We start from the raw sequence: 19,506 nt of genomic DNA, 5'->3' as shown, positions 1-19,506 counted from the left end.
TCACTTGTGAAAGCGCCTTTGAAAATGTTTACATGCTAGTTTCCAACAAAGAAATTTATTCGCCAATATGGTATAATAGAAGCACAATGACTGTTGAAAGAGGCATATAATGCAAGATAAAAATTTAGTAACGGTTAATCTGACCAATGAGATGAAATCATCCTTCATCGACTATGCGATGAGTGTTATCGTTTCACGTGCTCTGCCTGATGTACGTGATGGTCTGAAGCCGGTTCATCGCCGTATTTTGTATGGGATGAATGAATTAGGAATTACACCGGATAAACCACATAAAAAATCAGCCCGTATCACAGGGGATGTTATGGGTAAATATCACCCGCATGGAGATAGTGCGATTTACGAAGCAATGGTTCGTATGGCACAATGGTGGAGCTACCGTCACATGTTAGTTGATGGTCACGGAAACTTTGGTTCCATGGATGGCGACGGAGCAGCCGCTCAGCGTTATACAGAAGCACGCATGAGCAAGATTGCGCTTGAAATGCTTCGTGATATTAACAAGAACACGGTAAATTTTGCGGATAACTATGACGCGAGTGAACGTGAGCCTGAGGTTTTACCTGCTCGTTTCCCTAACCTTCTGGTTAACGGAACGACTGGTATCGCCGTTGGTATGGCTACCAACATTCCTCCACACAACTTGGGTGAGACTATCGAGGCAGTTAAGCTGGTTATGGACAATCCCGAGGTAACAACACGTGAGATTATGGAAGTCTTGCCTGGACCAGATTTTCCGACAGGTGCCTTGGTTATGGGGAAATCTGGAATTCACCGTGCATATGAAACTGGTAAAGGTTCAATAGTTCTTCGTTCCCGCACAGAAATTGAAGAATATGGAAATGGTCGTGAACGCATTGTTGTTACAGAGTTTCCATACATGGTCAATAAGTCCAAGGTTCAAGAACATATTGTCAAATTAGTCCAAGAAAAACGTATTGAAGGAATCACTGCTGTTCGAGACGAATCCAACCGTGAGGGTGTGCGCTTTGTCATTGAAGTTCGTCGTGATGCTTCTGCTAACGTTATTTTGAATAACCTATTCAAGCAAACTCAGCTTCAGACCAATTTTAGTTTCAATATGTTGGCCATTCAAAACGGTGTGCCGAAAATTCTCTCTGTTCGTCAGATTTTAGAGTCTTATATTGAACACCAGAAGGAAGTCGTCACTCGTCGTACGCAATTTGATAAGGAAAAAGCAGAAGCGCGTGCTCATATCTTAGAAGGTTTGCTGATTGCTCTTGACCATATTGATGAAGTCATTCGCACAATCCGCAATTCAGAAACTGATGCTATTGCCCAGGCTGAATTGATGGAGAAATTTGACCTTTCTGAACGTCAGAGTCAGGCTATTCTTGATATGCGTCTCCGTCGCTTGACAGGCTTGGAACGTGATAAGATTCAGTCTGAATACGATGAACTGATTGCCTTGATTGCAGATTTGGCTGATATTTTGGCTAGACCAGAGCGTGTTGTAATCATTATCAAGGAAGAATTGGACGAGGTGAAACGCAAGTATGCAGACCCACGTCGTACAGAATTGATGGTCGGTGAAGTCCTTTCTCTTGAAGATGAGGATTTGATTGAGGAAACAGATGTCTTGATTACCCTGTCAAACCAAGGCTACATCAAGCGTTTGGCTCAGGATGAATTCCAAGCTCAGAAACGTGGAGGACGTGGGGTTCAAGGAACTGGTGTCAAGGATGATGACTTTGTACGTGAGTTGGTTTCAACCAGCACGCATGACAGACTTTTGTTCTTTACCAACAAAGGTCGAGTTTATCGCTTGAAAGGGTATGAAATCCCAGAGTATGGTCGTACGGCTAAAGGATTGCCGGTTGTCAACTTGCTCAAGTTGGAAGAAAATGAGTCCATTCAAACCATTATCAACGTGACTAAGGACCAGGAGGCAGATAGCTATCTCTTCTTTGCAACCCGCCAAGGTGTTGTAAAACGGACTAGTGTGTCAGAATTTGCCAATATTCGCCAGAGCGGTCTGAAAGCTTTGAATTTGAAAGAAGACGATGAACTCATCAATGTTTTCTTAACAAATGGTCAAGCAGACATTATTATGGGGACTAAGTTCGGTTATTCTGTACGTTTCACTGAAACAGATGTTCGTAATATGGGCCGTACAGCAACAGGTGTTCGTGGTATCAATTTACGCGAGGGAGACCAGTTAGTTGGCGCTACTATGATTTCTGATGACCAAGAAGTACTCGTATTGACGGAAAAAGGTTTTGGTAAACGTACACCAGCCAGTGAGTATCCAACCAAAGGTCGTGGTGGTAAGGGTATCAAGACTCTTAAAGTTGCTGAGAAGAATGGTTCTCTAGCAGGTTTGACAACGGTATCTGGTGATGAAGATATTATGGTTATTACCGATACTGGCGTGATTATTCGTACAAGTGTTGCCAATATCTCTCAAACTGGTCGTTCAACCATGGGTGTAAAAGTGATGCGCTTGAATGATGAAGCGAAAATCATGACCTTTGCCTTGGTAGATGCTGCCGAAATTAAAGAAGAAAAGGAATAAATAATCATGTCAAAACGTGAAAAAAAGAAGAAGCGTAAAGGTTCTTTTTGGCGCAATCTTTTAACAGTTGTATTGATACTGATTTCCCTAGCGTTGATATTCAACACCTCTATCCGTAATTTTATTATCGGCTGGAATACGAATAAATACCAGATTAGCAATGTTACGACAGAGGATATCGAAAAGAATAAACAGGCTGAAACAACATTTGATTTCGATCAGGTTCAATCTATTTCTACAGAGGCTATTTTAGCAGCTCAGTGGGATGCACAACGCTTACCTGTAATTGGTGGAATTGCGGTTCCCGAGCTTGGTATCAACCTTCCTATTTTTAAAGGGGTCTTCAATACTTCGCTCATGTATGGAGCTGGTACCATGAAGGAAAACCAAGAGATGGGGAAAGGAAATTATGCGTTGGCCAGCCACCATATTTTTGGTGTAACTGGTGCGGCAGATGTTCTCTTTTCACCGCTTGATCGTGCTAAAAACGGCATGAAAATATATATTACTGACAAGACCAATGTTTACACCTACGTTATTGATAGTGTGGAAATTGTTTCGCCTGAAAGTGTCTATGTCATTGATGATGTAGAAGGACGTACAGAAGTTACCTTGGTAACATGTACGGACTATAATGCAACACAACGTATCATTGTAAAAGGAGTTCTTGAATCAACAACTCCATATAATGAAACTGCAAAAGACATCTTAGATTCCTTCAATAAGAGTTATAATCAGTATGATTATGGACAATAAAACATCTATATATTGGCTCTTTGTCAACTGTAGTGGGTAGATGAAAAGCTAACACCTAGAGAGGACGAAATGCGTTCTCTCTTTCCTTATGTTTAAAACACAGATAGATTCAAGCTGATTTTAATGAAATCCAGCCGAACTATTTGTGTTTTTATTTTTATCTCTATTATCTTGGACTAATTTCTTATACTTAACTAATTTCAAAAACTGAAGTATGATAGAAACATGGAATTTACTAACGAAATGATTAAAGAGCTTAAAACAGCTCTAAAAGATAAAAACTTAGCACCTCATCACAAACGTATTCAAGCAGTATATCTCAGGGCTATCCATACTCCCTACAAATCCATTATGGATATGCTTGATGTCTCACATGATACGGTTTGGAGATTGACTAAGAAATATCAAGAACATGGTTTAACAGGGCTTACCTCAGATGCAAGAGGAGGTCGTCGCCACTCTTATATGACAGTTGAAGAAGAACAAGCTTTCTTGAGTGAGCAGTTAACTTCTGCTGTAAATGGAGAATTTGTAACTGTTGAATCCCTTTATAGAGCTTATCAAGATAAAATTGGTCGCACGACAACTAAAGATGGCTTCTACCAACTATTGAAACGTCATGGATGGGTCAAAGAATCAAAAGATTCTTTGAGACGGGAAATAAAGCTTACGCAGTAAGCAACAAAAGTTAACTCCCCGTCCAGAACATCCAAAGAAAGCAGACGCCGAAACGATTCTAGCGTCTAAAAATAAAATCTTTGTACAAGGAAAAGTCTGGTAAGCGATTTCTTGAAGAAAATTCCTATAAGCAAACCCGTCTTCGCTTTCCAATTTCCGAGCTCAGGAAAAAGTCTGCTCCCAGCAGACTTTTTGTATCAAGATGAGGCAGGGTTTGGTCGGATTAGTAAACTAGGGGCATGTTGGAGCCCTAAAAACCACCGTCCGAATATCTCAAGTCATCACATCCGCGAATTTCGTTACTGCTATGGTGCGGTAGATGCCCATACAGGTGAATCTTTCTTCATAATAGCTGGTGGTTGTAATACCGCTTGGGTGAATGAATTTTTACGACAATTATCAGAAGCTTATCCCAATGACTACATCATTTTAGTCATGGACAATGCCATTTGGCATAAATCTCAGGCACTTGAAATACCTGATAATATTGAATTTACATTCATACCACCATATACCCCAGAGATGAATCCCATTGAACAAGTTTGGGCAGAGATTCGAAAACGCGGCTTTAAGAACAGAGCCTTTCAAACATTGGAATCAGTCATTGATAAGCTCCAAGAAATCATTCGAGGGTTAAATAATGAGACTCTAAAAAGTATTGTCCATAGAAAATGGATTTGTTCAGATTTTGAAATCGAATGAGTATAAACCTAAGACTTCACCAAAGCGTAGACCTGTTTTTAATTGAAGATAGAGCAAGTAGTCAAGAATATTGTATTCCTTGTTTATGTTATATTTTCAAGTTGATAGAAGTTTATAGTAATCAACAGTACTTGTGATAGCTTTTTCAGTTTTGATTTTCCGACTAGCTTGTCCTGCGATGATAACTCCGTCAGTAAAATCAGTAATAGAAAGTTTGTCTCGTTTAGCGAATTTTAATATTTTTCGTATTTCTGAATTTAGTCTTTTAACAGTATGGTTACATGCATTTTCTTCATGCGTTTGTCCTGCGACGGCGTGGGTTGAAAATTTGACAAAATGACGGGGGGGGTACAATAGAAATATTAGTGTCTGAAAATAGAAGGAAAAAATGAAGAGAATATTAATTACAGGTGGTTGTGGTTATATTGGTTCTCATACTTGCATAGCGTTACTTGAAGCAAGCTATGATGTTGTTGTGATTGATAACTTGATTAACTCTAGCAAGAAAAGTTTAGAGGCTATCGAAACAGTTACAGGAAAATCTTTAACATTTTACCAAGGTGATATTCGTGATAAGGAATTGTTGGAGAATATTTTCAAACAGGAACAGATAGAAGCTGTTATACATTTTGCAGGGCTAAAAGCTGTTGGGGAATCAGTTGAAATACCTTTGGAATATTATCACAATAATGTGGCAGGAACATTGACATTACTCGAGGTGATGCGACAGTACAATTGTAAAAAGATAATATTTAGTTCTTCAGCCACAGTGTATGGAGATCCCGAGATAAATCCAATTCCAGAAGATGCAAAACTTTCTGTAACCAATCCATACGGTAGAACAAAATTGATGCTTGAGAATATTTTGCGTGATTTGTACCACTCAGATCAGACTTGGAAGATAACCCTGTTAAGGTATTTTAATCCTATAGGTGCTCATCAGTCGGGATTACTGGGAGAAAGTCCACAAGACATCCCTAATAATTTGCTTCCCTACATCACACAGGTCGCTATTGGTCAGCTTCCCTATATTCGAGTTTTTGGTCAAGACTATCCGACCAAGGATGGTACGGGAGTTAGGGACTATATTCATGTGATGGACTTGGCTACAGGGCATTTAGCGGCTTTAGAACATTTAGAAAATCAACAAAGTTTAGAAGTTTATAATTTGGGAACAGGTCAGGGTTACTCTGTTTTAGAACTAATCCAGATGATGTCTGAAGTTGTTGGTCAGTCGCTCCCTTATAAAATCATGGACAGGCGTCCTGGTGATATTGCAACATGTTTTGCGGATGCAAGTAAAGCTGAACAAGAATTGGGGTGGAAAGCTCAGTTTGATATTAAAGATATGTGTCGAGATTCTTGGAGATGGCAGCAAAAGTATCCTCAAGGATTTAAAGATTAAGTAGAAAAAGGAATGATATTCTCGTTATGGAAGAAATTAAAAATGAGCAAATAGATTTGATGAATGTTGTTCGATTTTTGCGAACACATCTTTTTAAAATAATTATTTTGGGACTAATTGGTGCTATTATCATGTTTGGATATGCTATGTTTATGGTTGCTCCAAAATATAGTTCTACCACTCAGTTATTGGTCACGCGTAATGAGACCATTGAGCAACAAAGTTACCAAAATGAAACAAGAACCAACCTAGAGATGATACCGACTTACAAAGAAATTTTAGTGAGCGAACCGGTGTTAGATGAAGTGGTCAAAGAAGTTGGAGGCCAGGTTACAGTAGGTCATTTGAAAAGCAATTTAACATTCAACCATTCTGATGAGAAATCTCAAACCTTCACACTATCATTAAAATGGAATAGCCCTGATGAGGCACAACGAATACTAACGATTATAACAGAGAAGTTTACACAGGTCTTACAGACGATTTATGGGGACAATGTATCTAAGGTGGTTGTTCTATCAAAAGCGTCTTATAGTGCGGGGAAAACGGAACCAAATTTAAAAAAATATGCCTTAATTGGTGCCGTGATTGGCGGAGTTTCAGCCATTGTACAAGCACTTTATATGATGTTGGCAGATAATACAGTAACTAATGCAGAATTTTTAGAAAGTATGAACCTAGTTGTTTTGGGGGAACTATATACAATGTCCCCAAAAGAACAGCAAAATAGTCGCTTACAAGAACAGAGTTCAAGACGTAGATAGATAAGTTGGAAAGGAGGCAATCTAATGTTGTTTAAAAAGAAACGTAGAAATAGACAGAGTTTGGCTGTTGAACAAAAAAAAGGAGCACCACTTTATACATATGTAGAACCAGAATCACAAAATTCTGAACGAATTCGAATGTTGCGCACTAATTTAGAGTTCATACAAGTTAATGATTCATTGAAGTCGATTGCGGTGACATCGTCTATTCCTGGAGAGGGAAAGTCAACAGTAGCGGCAAATTTGGCGGTAAGTTTAACGGCAACAGGAAAGAATGTTTTGCTTGTTGACACTGATTTAAGAAGACCAACTGTTCATAAGACACTTAGGGTGTCAAGATTTCCTGGGATATCAGATTTAATCTTAAACCCCAAACTTCCAGCCAAAGATATTATTTATTTCAAGGAAGATATCTCGCTCTTTATTATGCCAGCGGGCGAGTTGCCACCAAATCCATCAGAGTTGCTCGCCTCTCAGAATATGAAGAAAATTATGGGGGAACTGGAAAAGCATTTTGATTATATCATTTATGATGTTCCGCCGATTAATAGCGTTACAGACCCTCAAATTATAGCGAGCCGTGTTGATGGAGTTATCCTTGTCGTACGCTCTGGCTATGTGAAAAAAGATGAGGTGAGAAGGAGTAAGACAGCTTTGGAAAATGTCGAGGCGCGTATTTTAGGTTGTGTGTTAAACGATGTGCCAATGGACCAGGACGATAAATACTATTATTACAAAAAAGAGTGAAGATTTAGGAGAGAAGAATGTCCAGAAGTTTAAAGATGAAAATTTTATACGTAACAACCATTTCAAATACACTGAATGCTTTTTTTATACCCCATATTGAACAATTGGTTGAAGATGGGCACACGGTTGATGTGGCTTGTAAACTAGAAAGACCTTTTGAGGATAACTTATTGAGCTTGGTAGGGGCAACCTATGAGTTACCATTTAGCCGTAGCCCCCTACGAAATCCATATATAGAGCTTATTGGTCAGTTAAGAGATATCATTAAAAATGGGGGATATGATATCGTTCATACCCATACCCCGATTGCATCTGCTATTGTACGTCTGGCTTGTCGTAATCTTCCAAACGTTAGAGTATTTTATACTGCTCATGGTTTTCACTTTTTAAAAGGTGGTCCATTATTTAATTGGTTAACCTATTATCCTATTGAAAAATTCCTCTCTCGCTACACAGATACCTTGATAACGATTAATCACGAAGATTATACGATTGCAAAAAAGAATTTTCAGATGAAGCACCTTTACTTGGTCAATGGGGTAGGGATTGATACAGAAAAGTTCCAACCTGTGAACGAGGAAGAAAAGAGTGAACTCAAAAGAAGATTAGGATTTGATGCCAATAAAAAATACTTGATTTTTGTTGGAGAACTCAATGCCAATAAGAATCAAACCGTCTTGATAGAGATGATGGAGCAACTCTCTAAAAAGCGACAAGACCTAGTACTCTTGTTGGTTGGTCATGGTGTCCTTGCAGATACTTACCAACAGCAAGTTGATGAAAAACAGTTGGGGGACTTTGTTCACTTATTAGGTTACAGAAGCGATGTTCCTGATTTAATGAAAATTTCAGAGCTTGCTTTATCTAGTTCCAAGCGAGAGGGGTTACCTGTCAATTTAATCGAAGCAATGGCGACGGGTCTCCCCTTGGTTGTTTCAAATTGTCGGGGCAATCGTGATTTGGTTGAAACCGGGCAAAATGGCATTGTTTTAAAAGAAGCAACAGCAGAAGCATTTGCTAATGCGGTAGAACAATTGATAGATGATGAAGAATTGTATCAGTCCTATTCTGCTGATTCTTATCGGAAAAGTCAGAACTATGCTGTAGCTAACATAAAGAAAGACATAGCAGCTACATACAATTAATGTTACTGGGAGGAAGAGTGTGGAAGATAGTTTAGTCAGTATTATCATGGGTGTTTATAATGCTCAGGAGACGATTTCGACGTGCATTGATTCTATCATAAATCAAGATTATCACAACTGGGAATTTATCATTTGTGATGACTGTTCTACGGATGAAACACTTTCTATTGTAAAAAAATATGCTCAGAAAGATTCTCGTATTAAAGTCATTCAAAACACCAAAAACGAGAAGTTGGCTTATTCTTTAAATCACTGTTTAAAATATAGTAGTGGAGAATACATAGCTCGGATGGATGGAGATGATATTGCTTTACCTCACCGCTTGCGTACTCAGGTAGAGTTTTTGAAGCACCATCCGGAGTACCAACTAGTTGGCAGTTGTTCATATGTTGATGATGGTTCTGGCGAGCAGTCTATCAAAACAGTCAAGGAAATCCCAGAGTCTACAGATCTTTTATATGGTGCGCCATTTATGCACCCTACAATAATGATGCGAAAAAGTGCCTATGATGCCTTGAAAGGTTATACAGTTTCTTGGCGAACTCAAAGAGGACAAGACTTGGATTTATGGTTTCGTTTTTATGCGAAAGGGTATAAAGGTTATAACTTACAGCTTCCGTTGTTAGTATATCATCAAAGTTTAGATGATTTTAAAAAGATTTCATGGCGAAATGCATGGATGTATTTTTTAACAACACTCAATGGTTACCGCTTGATTGCTATTCCATTTTATAAGTATCCTATAGCTTTCAAACCTCTATTGAGTGCAGCTATACCAAACCGTATCAGAATGTTCTACCATCAAACACGAAGAGATAGGAAATAAGATGCTAGAGTTACTTCCCTACTTTATCACGTATGGTATTGTTACAACTTTATTAGCTGTACCTACTAGAGACAAACTACTTAGAGTCATTTGTACTGTTTCTGCCTTTGTCATTATTTTTATTTTTTCAGGTGGACGCTACATGGTGGGAACTGACTCTGTTACCTATCAACAAATCTTTGAGCGCTATGCTGAAATGCCATGGTCAGAAATTTTTTCACCTGAGCGTAAGGAAATACTGTTTGTTATATTATCTAAAGTAACATATAGCTACGGAGGCATGTTCCTAACTCAAGGGATTTTTGGTGTGCTAACTCTTCTTCCTGTCTATGATACGCTGAAAAAAGATTATAAACAGATTCCAATGCACTATGCAATGACAATCTTTTTGCTACTCTTTTTTACAACGTCATTTAATATTTTAAGACAAATGCTAGCAGTATCCATTGTCTTTTGGGGATTCAAGTTTATCGAGAGAGGACACTTGCTACGTTATATGTTGACGGTATTAATTGCAATGGGCTTTCATAGTACAGCACTCATTGCCCTAGCTATTCTCCCCTTGTGGAATTTTCGAGAAAGAAAAGTTTTGTCTAATATTCCACTTGTCATCTTTTGGGCGATAGCTTTCTCTGTTATGGTATTTTTTAGAGGACAGGTCATATCATTCATTGAAGCATCAGATGATTATGGAAGTTACGCTTCTCCAGAAACGAGTGGGGGGAATAGAGACTTTATTTTATACGTTATTGAATTAGCTTATGTATCTGCTGTCTTGTATAAACGTCGTAAAAGTGAGCATGTTCTTTTACTCTATCAAACGATGCTGATGGTTGTACTAATTGGTTTGACTGGTTTCTTCAGCCCCTATATTAAACGTTTGGCTTTTTACTTTTCACTTCCTGGCAGGGTATTGCTGTTTCCAGAAATAGAGCAATACTTTGTACCGACTAGTAAAAAAGTTGTTCATTTTTTAGGATATGCTTGGTTCATTCTTATTTTTATTGTGACAGTATATATTTTAAAACAAGGTAATTTACTTCCGTATCAGTTTAAATTTGTATGGGAATGAGGAGGAAAATGAAGAAAATATTATTTATGGTTCCTTCGTTAAGCGGTGGGGGAGCTGAAAAGGTGTTGGTTAACCTGGTCAATAATTTAAACAAGAAATATGACATCACAGTGCTAACGTTGTTTGATGTTGGAGTCAATAAACAGTTTCTGAATGAGAGAGTCAACTATAAGTTTGTGTTTCCGAGAGTATTTAGAGGAAATAGGTTGTTATTGCAATTGGCTTCACCAGAATATCTTTATAAAAAAATGGTGAAAGGTGATTATGATATTGTTGTTTCCTTCTTTCAAAGTCCAACAACTCGCATCATAGCTGGTGGAAATAAGCAATCCACCAAGTTTGTTCAGTGGATTCATAATGAATTTCATAATAAGCAAGAACTATTATCATGTTATCGTTCGGAAAGAGAGTTCAGAAGACTTCAACAAAAGTATGATGCAACTATTTTTGTTGCAGAGACGGTAAAGACATCATACGAGTCACTTTTTCCTAATCTTGTTCATAATCCTCAGGTATTATACAATGTGATTGAGACGGATAAAATTAGAAGGTTATCTCTGGAGCAAGTAGACGCGGATAAGTCATCCAATCCTCAGAACTTACAGCTTATTTCTGTTGGACGTTTGGTGCCACAAAAGGGGTTTGAACGATTAATTCGTATTGTCTCACGATTGGCAAAAGAAGGCTATTCTATAGAACTGTCTCTGTTAGGGACTGGTGAACTATATTCTGAGTTGCAACGGTTGATAGAAGCAGAAGAAGTTGATTCAATTGTTCATTTACTTGGATATAAAGAAAATCCCTATGCTTATGTCAAAAATGCAGATCTATTTGTCTGCTCCTCGCTTCATGAAGGATATAGCACCGCAGTAACAGAGTCGTTAATTGTGGGGACACCAGTTCTGACGACAGATTGCTCAGGAATGGCTGAATTACTGGGGGAACAGAATGAATATGGAGTGATTGTTGAAAATTCAGAAACAGCATTATACAAAGGATTAAAAGAGTTATTGGAAAATCCTAATAAGTTAGCAAACTACAGAAAGATGGCAGAAATACGAGGACAAAACTTTAATCAAGCGAATCAAGTATTAGCGATTGAAAGGATGTTACAGGAACTATGATTTCAAAAAAAACGATTGATATTGTCATTGCTAGTGATAAAAATTACTTACCACACGCAGAGACGCTGCTAATTTCTATCGGAAAAACAAATACAAGTTATCAGGTAATCAATGTTCATTTATTTGGAAATAATCTGACTCAGGCGGAACTCCAGTCCTTGAAACAATTATTGCTTCCATATTCTGCCTTCCAGATTAATTACTTCTCCATAAATAATGAGAAAATTCAGAAATTAATCGGGGGGCTGGTTGGAGACAGGAGTCTCTCAACTTATGCAAGAATTTTTATTCCTGATTTATTAGAGAGTGATAGAGCTCTTTATCTTGATGTTGATGCGGTTGTAAATTCAGATTTAGCAGAGTTATATGAAATTGATTTAACAGGTTATGCAATAGCTGGGGTTAGAGATACGAATCCAGTCGAAAGGCGAAAAAATGTAGGTTTAAAACCAGATGATATTTATATCAATGCGGGTATGATTCTTTGGAACTTAGATTATTGTCGAAAAATTCACTTTGTGGAGCAATGCCGAGAGTTTATCCACCAACATAACGGTGAAGTGGATGCCATGGATCAGGGAACCATAAATGGTGTATTGGGAAAACAAAATTTGATAAAAGCTATTTCTCCAAAGTACAATGCTTTTTCAAGTATATTTCAATTGACACGTGAGCAAATAGAAAAACTATATCACGTGATGCCTTACTATGATGATTCTACTTTGGCTGAGGCACGAAATAATCCAACATTTATTCACTATACTCCAAATATGATGACGAGGCCTTGGGTAGAGCATTGTGGTCACCCCCTTGCAACTAGGTATCTTGAATATAGAAATCTGACTAATTATCCCTTACGTAATTTGGATAAGGATACTAGAGGATTTAAACAACGACTTTTGAGTTACTTGTATAATCATTTTCCAACTCTATTCATCAAGCTTTTTTCTAAATAGGTAGTTTGCAAATATTAGGATTTTGTAATTCTTGATATTCTATATCTCCTATCACTAGTTAAACAAATATTTTTAAAGATGGTGTGATTAGATGAATATAGTTTTTTATGGACAAATATCAGGTGGTGGAGTTGATAGTGCGTGCTTCAATCTTGTTAATAAGCTCGCAGATAGTCACAAGATTACGATTATCAGCACAGGATTTTCAGAGCCACCAGTACTTTTAAGGGAGGATGTTGCTTATTATCATCTTAAGAGTGATAATATTCTACGAATGAATCTTGAATATTTCAAACTATTAAAAAAACTCTCTCCAGATATTGTGGTGACAATGGAGGCTTTGTCAGGCATGGTATCCTTTCTACCAACACTTTTGTGTAGGAAAAAATATATTGTGTGGGAACATGCCAATTATTATCAAAATCAAGGAGTATCCTACATTCAAATCGTTAGAGCGATAGAACTATTGTTATCAGATGCCTATGTCGTATTGACTAAAAGAGACTTTCAAACGTTTCAGCGGAAGTTTTTCTTTAAAAGGCGATTGAAACAGATTTATAATATGTTTAGTAAACAGAGTGAAGGAAACTACAATATCGCCTCTAAAACGATTGTCAGTGCTGGTCATCTTCGACCTATAAAGAATTTTGATAGTATTCCTGAAGTTGCCTCTATTGCTCTAAAAAATCACCCTGATTGGACTTGGAAAATATATGGTTCGGGAACAGATGAATATTTAGAATACTTAATGGAAAAGGTCCGTGAATACGGTGTTGAAAATCAAGTGGAATTTTGTGGGCGTACAAATCATTTGATAGAGACTATGAGAGAATCAGCTGTATATGTTTTACCATCTCTCTATGAAGGATTGCCGATGGTTCTGTTAGAAGCAAAATCACAGAAGTTACCAATAGTGAGTTTCGATATTGAGACGGGACCAGATGAGATTCTTAGAGATGGCATTAATGGCTATCTGGTGGAGCCCTATCACAAGAAAAAAATGGCTGAAAAAATTCGCTTTTTAATTGAAAATCCAGATGTGCGTCAATCTTTTTCTGATAAATCAGAACTAGATTTACCATTATTTTCAGATGATACAGTAGTTAAGCAATGGTTAACATTATTTGAGGAAATCTATGAATGAGATAATAAGTAAAAGTTACGCAGTGTTAAGTGATAAATTAGGCAGAGTTGCAAGGCGATACTGGAGGAATCGTCATGAACGTTCTTTATTAAAAAATAAGCAGTTTACCATCTTTTCACAGAACTGTATCGGTAGCGTCATGTATCATGATTTAGGGGAACAATTTCTTTCTCCTACTGTGAATTTAATGATGCGTCCAAAGGATTTTATAACATTTCTTAAAAATATTCAGCATTATTTGGAGCAGCCTTTAACATTTGTTGACTCCCAAAAGACTTATCCAGAGGCTTTGCTTGGGAATGACATTTTAATTTCTTTTGTTCATTATAAAAGTAACCATGAGGCAGAGGAAGCTTGGAAGCGGCGAAAAGAAAGGATTAATTGGCAAAATATTTTTGTGATTTGTTGCGATGAAGGATTGGATGAGCAAGACATTGTAGATTTTGAAGAATTGCCTTTTCAAAATAAAATATTGTTTGTGAGTCAAAAAAACGCTAGCTTCTCAGGAGCATCAGCGGTAATTTGCAACGAATATGAAGAGAAAACAGATGCTAGATTATTGAATTTCTCTTCTCCATCGGGAGAACGTTTTTATCAGAAATACATTGATTACGTTGCATTTCTAAATGGAGAGGACAACTATCGAAAATAATGCGTGAAAAAAGAAATATCGTTTTAAACTTATTAGCAGCTATTGTTTTGCAGATTGTAACAATTCTCATAGCATTTATTGTACCTAAACTACTAATTTCTACTTACGGTCCACAGATGCATGGTTTTATTACAACGATTACCAATCTAATAACATATTTGATGTTAGTAGAAGCAGGTATAGCTTCCTCCTCTATTCAAGGTTTGTATAAACCACTCGTGTCAAAAGAAGAAAGAGCAATAAATGCAGGCTTAAATGCAATTGGTCATTTTTATGTTCGAATTGGTGTAACTTTTTCAGCTTTGCTTATTGCTCTTGCTTTGATTTATCCATTGATTGTAAAAAGTAGTTGGGACTATCGAATTGTTTTTGCAATAATTATTGCTTCAGGGTTAGCACAACTCTTAGAATATTTTTTTGGTAGTAAGTATCGTATATTGCTTCAGGCAGATAAAAGGTTGTACATTTTAAATCTCATCAATATTATTGCTGTACTTAGTCAAGGTGGTCTTCGTATTGTATTAATGCTTCAAAAAGTTGACATTTTATGGGTGCAGTTGGTTCCAGCAGTTGTCTATTTATTGAAGCTATTATTGATCGTTATTTATATTAGAAGACACTATCACTTTCTGGATAAAACTACTAAACCTGATTTTCAAGTGACTGCTAATAGATGGAATGTTTTTATTCACCAAATTACAAATTTGGTAGTGAATAATACAGATGGAATTGTTTTATCCATTGCAAAAGGATACAGTATCGTCAGTGTTTACTCTATCTATAATTTGGTTATTTCAAATATCAATGGATTTTTCTCTCAAAGTTTTACCAATTCCATTACAGCTAATCTAGGTCATCTTTATGTATCAAGTGGTAGAGAAGTGTTTGCTGAGGAGTATCGCTTTTTTGAGAAAATTTACTATATACTTATTGCACTTGTTCTTGGGGTTTGTTGCTTTGCTCTGCTTCCTTTTGTTAGGCTCTATGTAGGGGAGGTTGATGGAATTAATTATGTAAATTTCTGGATAATGGTTCTATTCTTAGCCAATGCACTTGTGACTAATCTTCGAACACCACTTTTGACAGTGGTAATGGCTGTCGGTGCTTTTAAGGAAACACAAAATTTTGCTATTATTGAATCCCTTTTAAATCTTTCTTTATCATTACTTTTAGTAAAAGATTATGGTATTTATGGTGTATTATTTGCAACGCTTTGTTCAAGTTTATATCGTTACAGCACCTTTATTAAATATGTTAACCGTCATATACTGCGTCGTTCACCTGTCCACTCTTTAAAAACTGGTATAATTGCTGTTCTAGAATTTTTTATTCCTGTTATTATTGGAAATGCATTGCTGACAAAATTTGTAATAAATGGTTGGGGACAGTTATTCTTGTTATGTGCTGTAACAGGGGGAATTTCTTTAATGTTGATAATTATGGTGATTGCCTTACTTGATCGTTCATTTTTTAAACGATGTTTAAGTTTGATTAGTCGTTAGTGACTTGAATAGGAGAAGAAATGAATTATTTTACAAACAAAACCATCCTAATCACTGGTTCTGCTGGGTTTATCGGTAGCCATCTTGTTCAGAAGTTATTGAGAGCCAATCAAGCGATGCAGGTTATTGGTCTGGATTCTTTAAATGATTATTATGAGGTATCTTTGAAAGAATGGCGATTGGCTGAATTGGAAAAAGAGGCTGCAAACTCTAAAGCCAGTTATCGCCTTATCAAAGGAAATATTGCTGATAAAGACTTGGTTACTCAAGTTTTTGCTGACTTTAGACCTGATATTGTGGTGAACCTTGCAGCACAAGCAGGTGTTCGCTATTCGATTACGAACCCAGATGTCTATATTGAGAGTAATGTGATTGGTTTTCAAAACATCTTAGAGGCTTGTCGCCAGCATCCTGTTGAGCATTTAGTGTATGCCTCGTCATCGTCTGTTTATGGTGGAAATGAGAAAGTGCCATTTTCGGTAGATGATCAGGTAGACCATCCAGTCTCGCTCTATGCTGCGACTAAAAAGTCCAATGAATTATTCGCTCATGCCTACAGTAAACTCTATCAAATCCCAACCACTGGTTTGCGTTTCTTTACAGTTTATGGTCCTGCTGGTCGTCCAGATATGGCTTACTTTGGATTTACCAATAAATTACTAAAGGGAGAGACGATAGAAATTTTTAACTATGGTCACTGCAAGCGTGATTTTACCTATATTGATGATATTGTACAAGGGATTTGTCTGGTCATGGAGAAGGCTCCAAAGTTAGAAATCGGTGAAGATGGTTTGCCGATTCCGCCGTACGCCTTATACAATATTGGAAATAGTCACCCTGAGAACCTTTTGGATTTTGTGACAATTTTACAGGAAGAGCTAGTAGCAGCTGGTGTTTTAACTGGTGACTATGATTTTGAAGAGCATAAGAAACTTGTTCCTATGCAGCCTGGCGATGTCCCAGTGACCTATGCTGATACGAGTGCATTAGAAAAAGACTTTGGGTTCAAACCAACAACACCTTTTCGTGAGGGACTGAGGCAGTTTGCCCAGTGGTATAAGGAATATTATCTGTAATTAGATGAATGTGAGAAAGGAGAAAGCATCTGTTTTATAAAGTATTCAAACGATTGATAGACATTGTTGGAGCTGTGCTCATGCTCTTACTCTTTTCTCCTATTTTTCTTTTGGTAGGGGTACTTATCGCCTGTGATACAGGATTTCCTGTGATGTTTACTCAAACGCGTATTGGAAAAGATAAGATGCCGTTTACCATTTATAAATTTCGTACCATGTATGCTACAGTACCTAGCGATGTTCCGACCTATCAGGTAAAACCTAGGAAAGGTCTGGTAACTCCTGTGGGAAAATGGCTGAGAAAGTCAAAGTTAGACGAACTTCCTCAGCTGTGGAATATCTTAAAAGGTGATATGTCTCTGGTTGGACCGAGACCAGCCTTGTGGAGTGAAACGGCTTTGATTGACGCTCGTGATAGATATGGTATCAATCGTTTAAAACCTGGTTTAACAGGACTAGCTCAAGTGAAAGGATTACAAGTCCACAAGGTGAAAAGTAAGGTTGAGTGGGACAGACAATACCTATCTGAAGCAAGTCTCTCCCTTGACCTGTACTGCTTGCTGATAACACCGTTTGTATTGATATCAAGTCTGCTTCCTTTTAGAAGACGAAATAAGCGTAAAAGATAGCGAATGAAGGAAATTTGCTATTCATCTTGTTTTAATGTAAAATAAATAAGTTAGTACAACATTGAAAAAACGTATCTTTCCAATAGCTATACTTTTGTGAAAGGGATATAAAACAAATGACTGTGACAAATACTAGTGATTTACCTTCCGATGAAAAAGAACGCTTGTTTATGCAATTAAAAGAAGAAATTCGCCAAAGAGTTTCAGATGTTCAATCAGAAAATTATAGTCGAATGAATTAGCTTTCAGACAAGGAACTGAGACGCAGGCTGTACTAGAGTACGGCAAGGCGAAAGTGACGCTGTATCAAAGCTAATTCAAATGACTATGCTATACTGATGATGATTTGAAGATACAATATAATCTATAAAAAGAAGAACCTGTATTCACATGTCTCGTGCTTTTATGTAAGAAAATTTTTTGCTAATCAAAGTAGTTTTTGAGGAAATACTGGCTGTATTTTGAAAAAAACGAACAATGAGAAGCTGAAAAAGGAGTTTTAGATAGAAGTGCTGAACTGTAAATGCAGGTTCTAAAAATAGTTTAAGTCTAGTGGTAAAAAGTCAATAGAAAGTTGATTAATTTTTAGATGATTTTCTAGACAAAAGGGTGCACTAAAAACACCTAGTGAAAATCGCTTTTTTTCACCAGTTTATCCAAGGACTTGTGCAGATCATTATCTATCTTCCATAAGCCTCCTTGGTGGCGCATAGAGTTGGCGATTGCGTAGTAGCGCATCCACCAGACGCACAAATTTTCTAGCGGTTAAGACGATGGCTCGTTTGTGTTGATGTTTAGGAACTTCTTGATACTTCTTCTTGTAAAAGGTTTGATATTCACTATCATGTCGTCTGACCGAGTTGGCGGCTTCAACTAAGTAATAACGGAGATAGCGGTTGCCTCGTTTGACAAGTTCAGTATTTTGAGAGTTAGTGTTCCCGGATTGATTCTGTTTCCAATTCAAGCCTGCATATTTAGCGACTTGAGGGTGGTCTTTAAAGCGATCAATCTGTCCAATTTCAGCGATAATGCCTGCAGCGTACACTTTCCCCACACCAGGAACAGAAGTTAAGCACTGGTATTCAGGGATGACTTCGACCATGTCTTCAATAGCTTTATCAATATCCTTGATTAATTTCTCAAGGTTTCTGATTTCTCGAGCTAATAGACCGAGAATAACATTGACAGAATTTTGTTGTAGCTTGGGTAGACGATAAGATCCCCTGACAGCTGATTGAATAGCTTTAGCTAATTTTTCAGGCGCTTTGAATCGTCCTCTCCCCAATTTTTGGATAAAGTCCGCTAGGTCATTGAGAGGAACGGTCGCTAACTCGTCGAGGGTATAGTCTTCAGTCATTAAGGAAATAATGGTGCTAGACCAGAGAGAAGTTGTGAGGCTCTCATTCTTGATTTCAGTAGATAAGGTATTGCACTTATAATAAATATTTTCAATAAAGTGTTGTTTTGTTCTTGTCAACTGTTCAATGAGTTGTAGTCTCGTTCTGGTTAGGTGTTGGAGAGCCAGATACTTTTCTTCTTTGAGAAAAGCAGGTGAAAATCGCTCAGCACGAAAATAATCGGCGATGTAGAAGGCATCAATAGTATCATTTTTACTTTCTTCAAAGGCTTCCCGATATTTCTTAATCTTATTAGGTTGTTCCACCCTGACTTCAACCATTAGAGCTTTCAAGTCGCTATCTTCATGAAAGAACATGGCAGGGTGAAAGCTGTAGAGACTGGTGGCTTCCATACCAATGACGATGCGTTCAAATGA

The 19,506-nt window shown here is 37.4% G+C and carries 17 protein-coding genes and 1 pseudogene; 17 read left to right on the top strand and 1 reads right to left on the bottom strand.

What is annotated here, in order from left to right; genetic code table 11:
* Positions 1-109: 109 nt before the first annotated feature.
* The 17 genes and pseudogenes from gyrA (at position 110) to P7J58_RS09835 (ending at position 17,974) form a co-directional block, all read left to right on the top strand.
* Positions 110-2,554, top strand: coding sequence for a DNA gyrase subunit A (gene gyrA, locus P7J58_RS09915; protein ID WP_408556233.1), 2,445 nt, complete (start codon positions 110-112; stop codon positions 2,552-2,554).
* A gap of 6 nt (positions 2,555-2,560) precedes the next feature.
* Positions 2,561-3,310 carry a class A sortase gene (locus tag P7J58_RS09910; RefSeq protein ID WP_024385286.1) on the top strand — a complete coding sequence of 250 codons (750 nt, stop codon included), beginning with the start codon at positions 2,561-2,563 and terminating at the stop codon, positions 3,308-3,310.
* A 225-nt stretch (positions 3,311-3,535) separates the two neighbouring features.
* Positions 3,536-4,690, top strand: a pseudogene (locus P7J58_RS09905) (IS630 family transposase).
* Between the two features lie 388 nt (positions 4,691-5,078).
* Positions 5,079-6,095, top strand: coding sequence for a UDP-glucose 4-epimerase GalE (gene galE / locus P7J58_RS09900; RefSeq protein WP_408556234.1), 1,017 nt, complete (start codon positions 5,079-5,081; stop codon positions 6,093-6,095).
* Positions 6,096-6,121: 26 nt separating this feature from the next.
* A complete protein-coding gene (locus P7J58_RS09895; protein WP_002940793.1) occupies positions 6,122-6,859 on the top strand; it encodes an LPS chain length-determining protein in 738 nt (245 codons plus the stop codon).
* A gap of 24 nt (positions 6,860-6,883) precedes the next feature.
* On the top strand, positions 6,884-7,606 hold the full coding sequence (locus P7J58_RS09890) for a CpsD/CapB family tyrosine-protein kinase (protein ID WP_002940792.1): 723 nt from the start codon (positions 6,884-6,886) through the stop codon (positions 7,604-7,606).
* Positions 7,607-7,623: 17 nt separating this feature from the next.
* On the top strand, positions 7,624-8,751 hold the full coding sequence (locus P7J58_RS09885; RefSeq protein WP_408556236.1) for a glycosyltransferase family 4 protein: 1,128 nt from the start codon (positions 7,624-7,626) through the stop codon (positions 8,749-8,751).
* Between the two features lie 19 nt (positions 8,752-8,770).
* Positions 8,771-9,577 carry a glycosyltransferase family 2 protein gene (locus tag P7J58_RS09880; protein WP_408556238.1) on the top strand — a complete coding sequence of 269 codons (807 nt, stop codon included), beginning with the start codon at positions 8,771-8,773 and terminating at the stop codon, positions 9,575-9,577.
* Position 9,578: 1 nt separating this feature from the next.
* Positions 9,579-10,649, top strand: a complete 1,071-nt coding sequence (locus P7J58_RS09875) for an EpsG family protein (protein ID WP_408556239.1) — start codon at positions 9,579-9,581, stop codon at positions 10,647-10,649.
* Positions 10,650-10,657: 8 nt separating this feature from the next.
* Positions 10,658-11,773, top strand: coding sequence for a glycosyltransferase (locus tag P7J58_RS09870; RefSeq protein ID WP_408556241.1), 1,116 nt, complete (start codon positions 10,658-10,660; stop codon positions 11,771-11,773).
* Positions 11,770-12,729 (top strand): glycosyltransferase family 8 protein, encoded by a 960-nt coding sequence (locus P7J58_RS09865; RefSeq protein ID WP_408556242.1) that lies wholly within the window; start codon positions 11,770-11,772, stop codon positions 12,727-12,729. The genes P7J58_RS09870 and P7J58_RS09865 overlap by 4 nt, the downstream gene beginning before the upstream one ends.
* A 91-nt stretch (positions 12,730-12,820) precedes the next feature.
* Positions 12,821-13,873 carry a glycosyltransferase family 4 protein gene (locus P7J58_RS09860; protein ID WP_408556243.1) on the top strand — a complete coding sequence of 351 codons (1,053 nt, stop codon included), beginning with the start codon at positions 12,821-12,823 and terminating at the stop codon, positions 13,871-13,873.
* Positions 13,866-14,525, top strand: a complete 660-nt coding sequence (locus tag P7J58_RS09855; RefSeq protein ID WP_105104811.1) for a DUF1919 domain-containing protein — start codon at positions 13,866-13,868, stop codon at positions 14,523-14,525. Before P7J58_RS09860 ends, P7J58_RS09855 begins: the two co-directional genes overlap by 8 nt.
* Positions 14,525-16,027, top strand: coding sequence for a lipopolysaccharide biosynthesis protein (locus tag P7J58_RS09850; RefSeq protein ID WP_105104810.1), 1,503 nt, complete (start codon positions 14,525-14,527; stop codon positions 16,025-16,027). The genes P7J58_RS09855 and P7J58_RS09850 overlap by 1 nt, the downstream gene beginning before the upstream one ends.
* Before the next feature lie 20 nt (positions 16,028-16,047).
* Positions 16,048-17,103 (top strand): NAD-dependent epimerase/dehydratase family protein, encoded by a 1,056-nt coding sequence (locus tag P7J58_RS09845; RefSeq protein WP_408556244.1) that lies wholly within the window; start codon positions 16,048-16,050, stop codon positions 17,101-17,103.
* A gap of 53 nt (positions 17,104-17,156) precedes the next feature.
* Positions 17,157-17,732 (top strand): sugar transferase, encoded by a 576-nt coding sequence (locus tag P7J58_RS09840; RefSeq protein WP_408556245.1) that lies wholly within the window; start codon positions 17,157-17,159, stop codon positions 17,730-17,732.
* A 116-nt stretch (positions 17,733-17,848) separates the two neighbouring features.
* Complete coding sequence (locus P7J58_RS09835) at positions 17,849-17,974, top strand: hypothetical protein (protein WP_408556246.1); 126 nt, start codon at positions 17,849-17,851, stop codon at positions 17,972-17,974.
* 434 nt (positions 17,975-18,408) lie between these two features.
* Here the strand turns inward: P7J58_RS09835 and P7J58_RS09830 are convergent.
* Positions 18,409-19,506, bottom strand: a 1,098-nt coding sequence (locus tag P7J58_RS09830) for an IS110 family transposase (protein WP_408572582.1), incomplete at its 5' end; no start/stop codon positions are given.

Origin of the sequence: Streptococcus suis (assembly GCF_046032535.1) — a bacterium.
Classification (GTDB): domain Bacteria; phylum Bacillota; class Bacilli; order Lactobacillales; family Streptococcaceae; genus Streptococcus; species Streptococcus suis_AK.
Note: the sequence above shows the minus strand (reverse complement) of the source record. Positions and strands in the feature narration are given on the sequence as shown.

Bases quoted from the DNA above. Each gene is read 5' to 3' on its own strand.
- galE (WP_408556234.1), top strand. From the start codon at position 5,079: ATGAAGAGAATATTAATTACAGGTGGTTGTGGTTATATTGGTTCTCAT.
- P7J58_RS09870 (WP_408556241.1), top strand. From the start codon at position 10,658: ATGAAGAAAATATTATTTATGGTTCCTTCGTTAAGCGGTGGGGGAGCT.
- P7J58_RS09910 (WP_024385286.1), top strand. From the start codon at position 2,561: ATGTCAAAACGTGAAAAAAAGAAGAAGCGTAAAGGTTCTTTTTGGCGC.
- P7J58_RS09865 (WP_408556242.1), top strand. From the start codon at position 11,770: ATGATTTCAAAAAAAACGATTGATATTGTCATTGCTAGTGATAAAAAT.
- P7J58_RS09835 (WP_408556246.1), top strand. From the start codon at position 17,849: ATGACTGTGACAAATACTAGTGATTTACCTTCCGATGAAAAAGAACGC.
- P7J58_RS09860 (WP_408556243.1), top strand. From the start codon at position 12,821: ATGAATATAGTTTTTTATGGACAAATATCAGGTGGTGGAGTTGATAGT.
- P7J58_RS09885 (WP_408556236.1), top strand. From the start codon at position 7,624: ATGTCCAGAAGTTTAAAGATGAAAATTTTATACGTAACAACCATTTCA.
- P7J58_RS09850 (WP_105104810.1), top strand. From the start codon at position 14,525: ATGCGTGAAAAAAGAAATATCGTTTTAAACTTATTAGCAGCTATTGTT.
- P7J58_RS09895 (WP_002940793.1), top strand. From the start codon at position 6,122: ATGGAAGAAATTAAAAATGAGCAAATAGATTTGATGAATGTTGTTCGA.
- P7J58_RS09890 (WP_002940792.1), top strand. From the start codon at position 6,884: ATGTTGTTTAAAAAGAAACGTAGAAATAGACAGAGTTTGGCTGTTGAA.
- gyrA (WP_408556233.1), top strand. From the start codon at position 110: ATGCAAGATAAAAATTTAGTAACGGTTAATCTGACCAATGAGATGAAA.
- P7J58_RS09855 (WP_105104811.1), top strand. From the start codon at position 13,866: ATGAATGAGATAATAAGTAAAAGTTACGCAGTGTTAAGTGATAAATTA.
- P7J58_RS09875 (WP_408556239.1), top strand. From the start codon at position 9,579: ATGCTAGAGTTACTTCCCTACTTTATCACGTATGGTATTGTTACAACT.
- P7J58_RS09845 (WP_408556244.1), top strand. From the start codon at position 16,048: ATGAATTATTTTACAAACAAAACCATCCTAATCACTGGTTCTGCTGGG.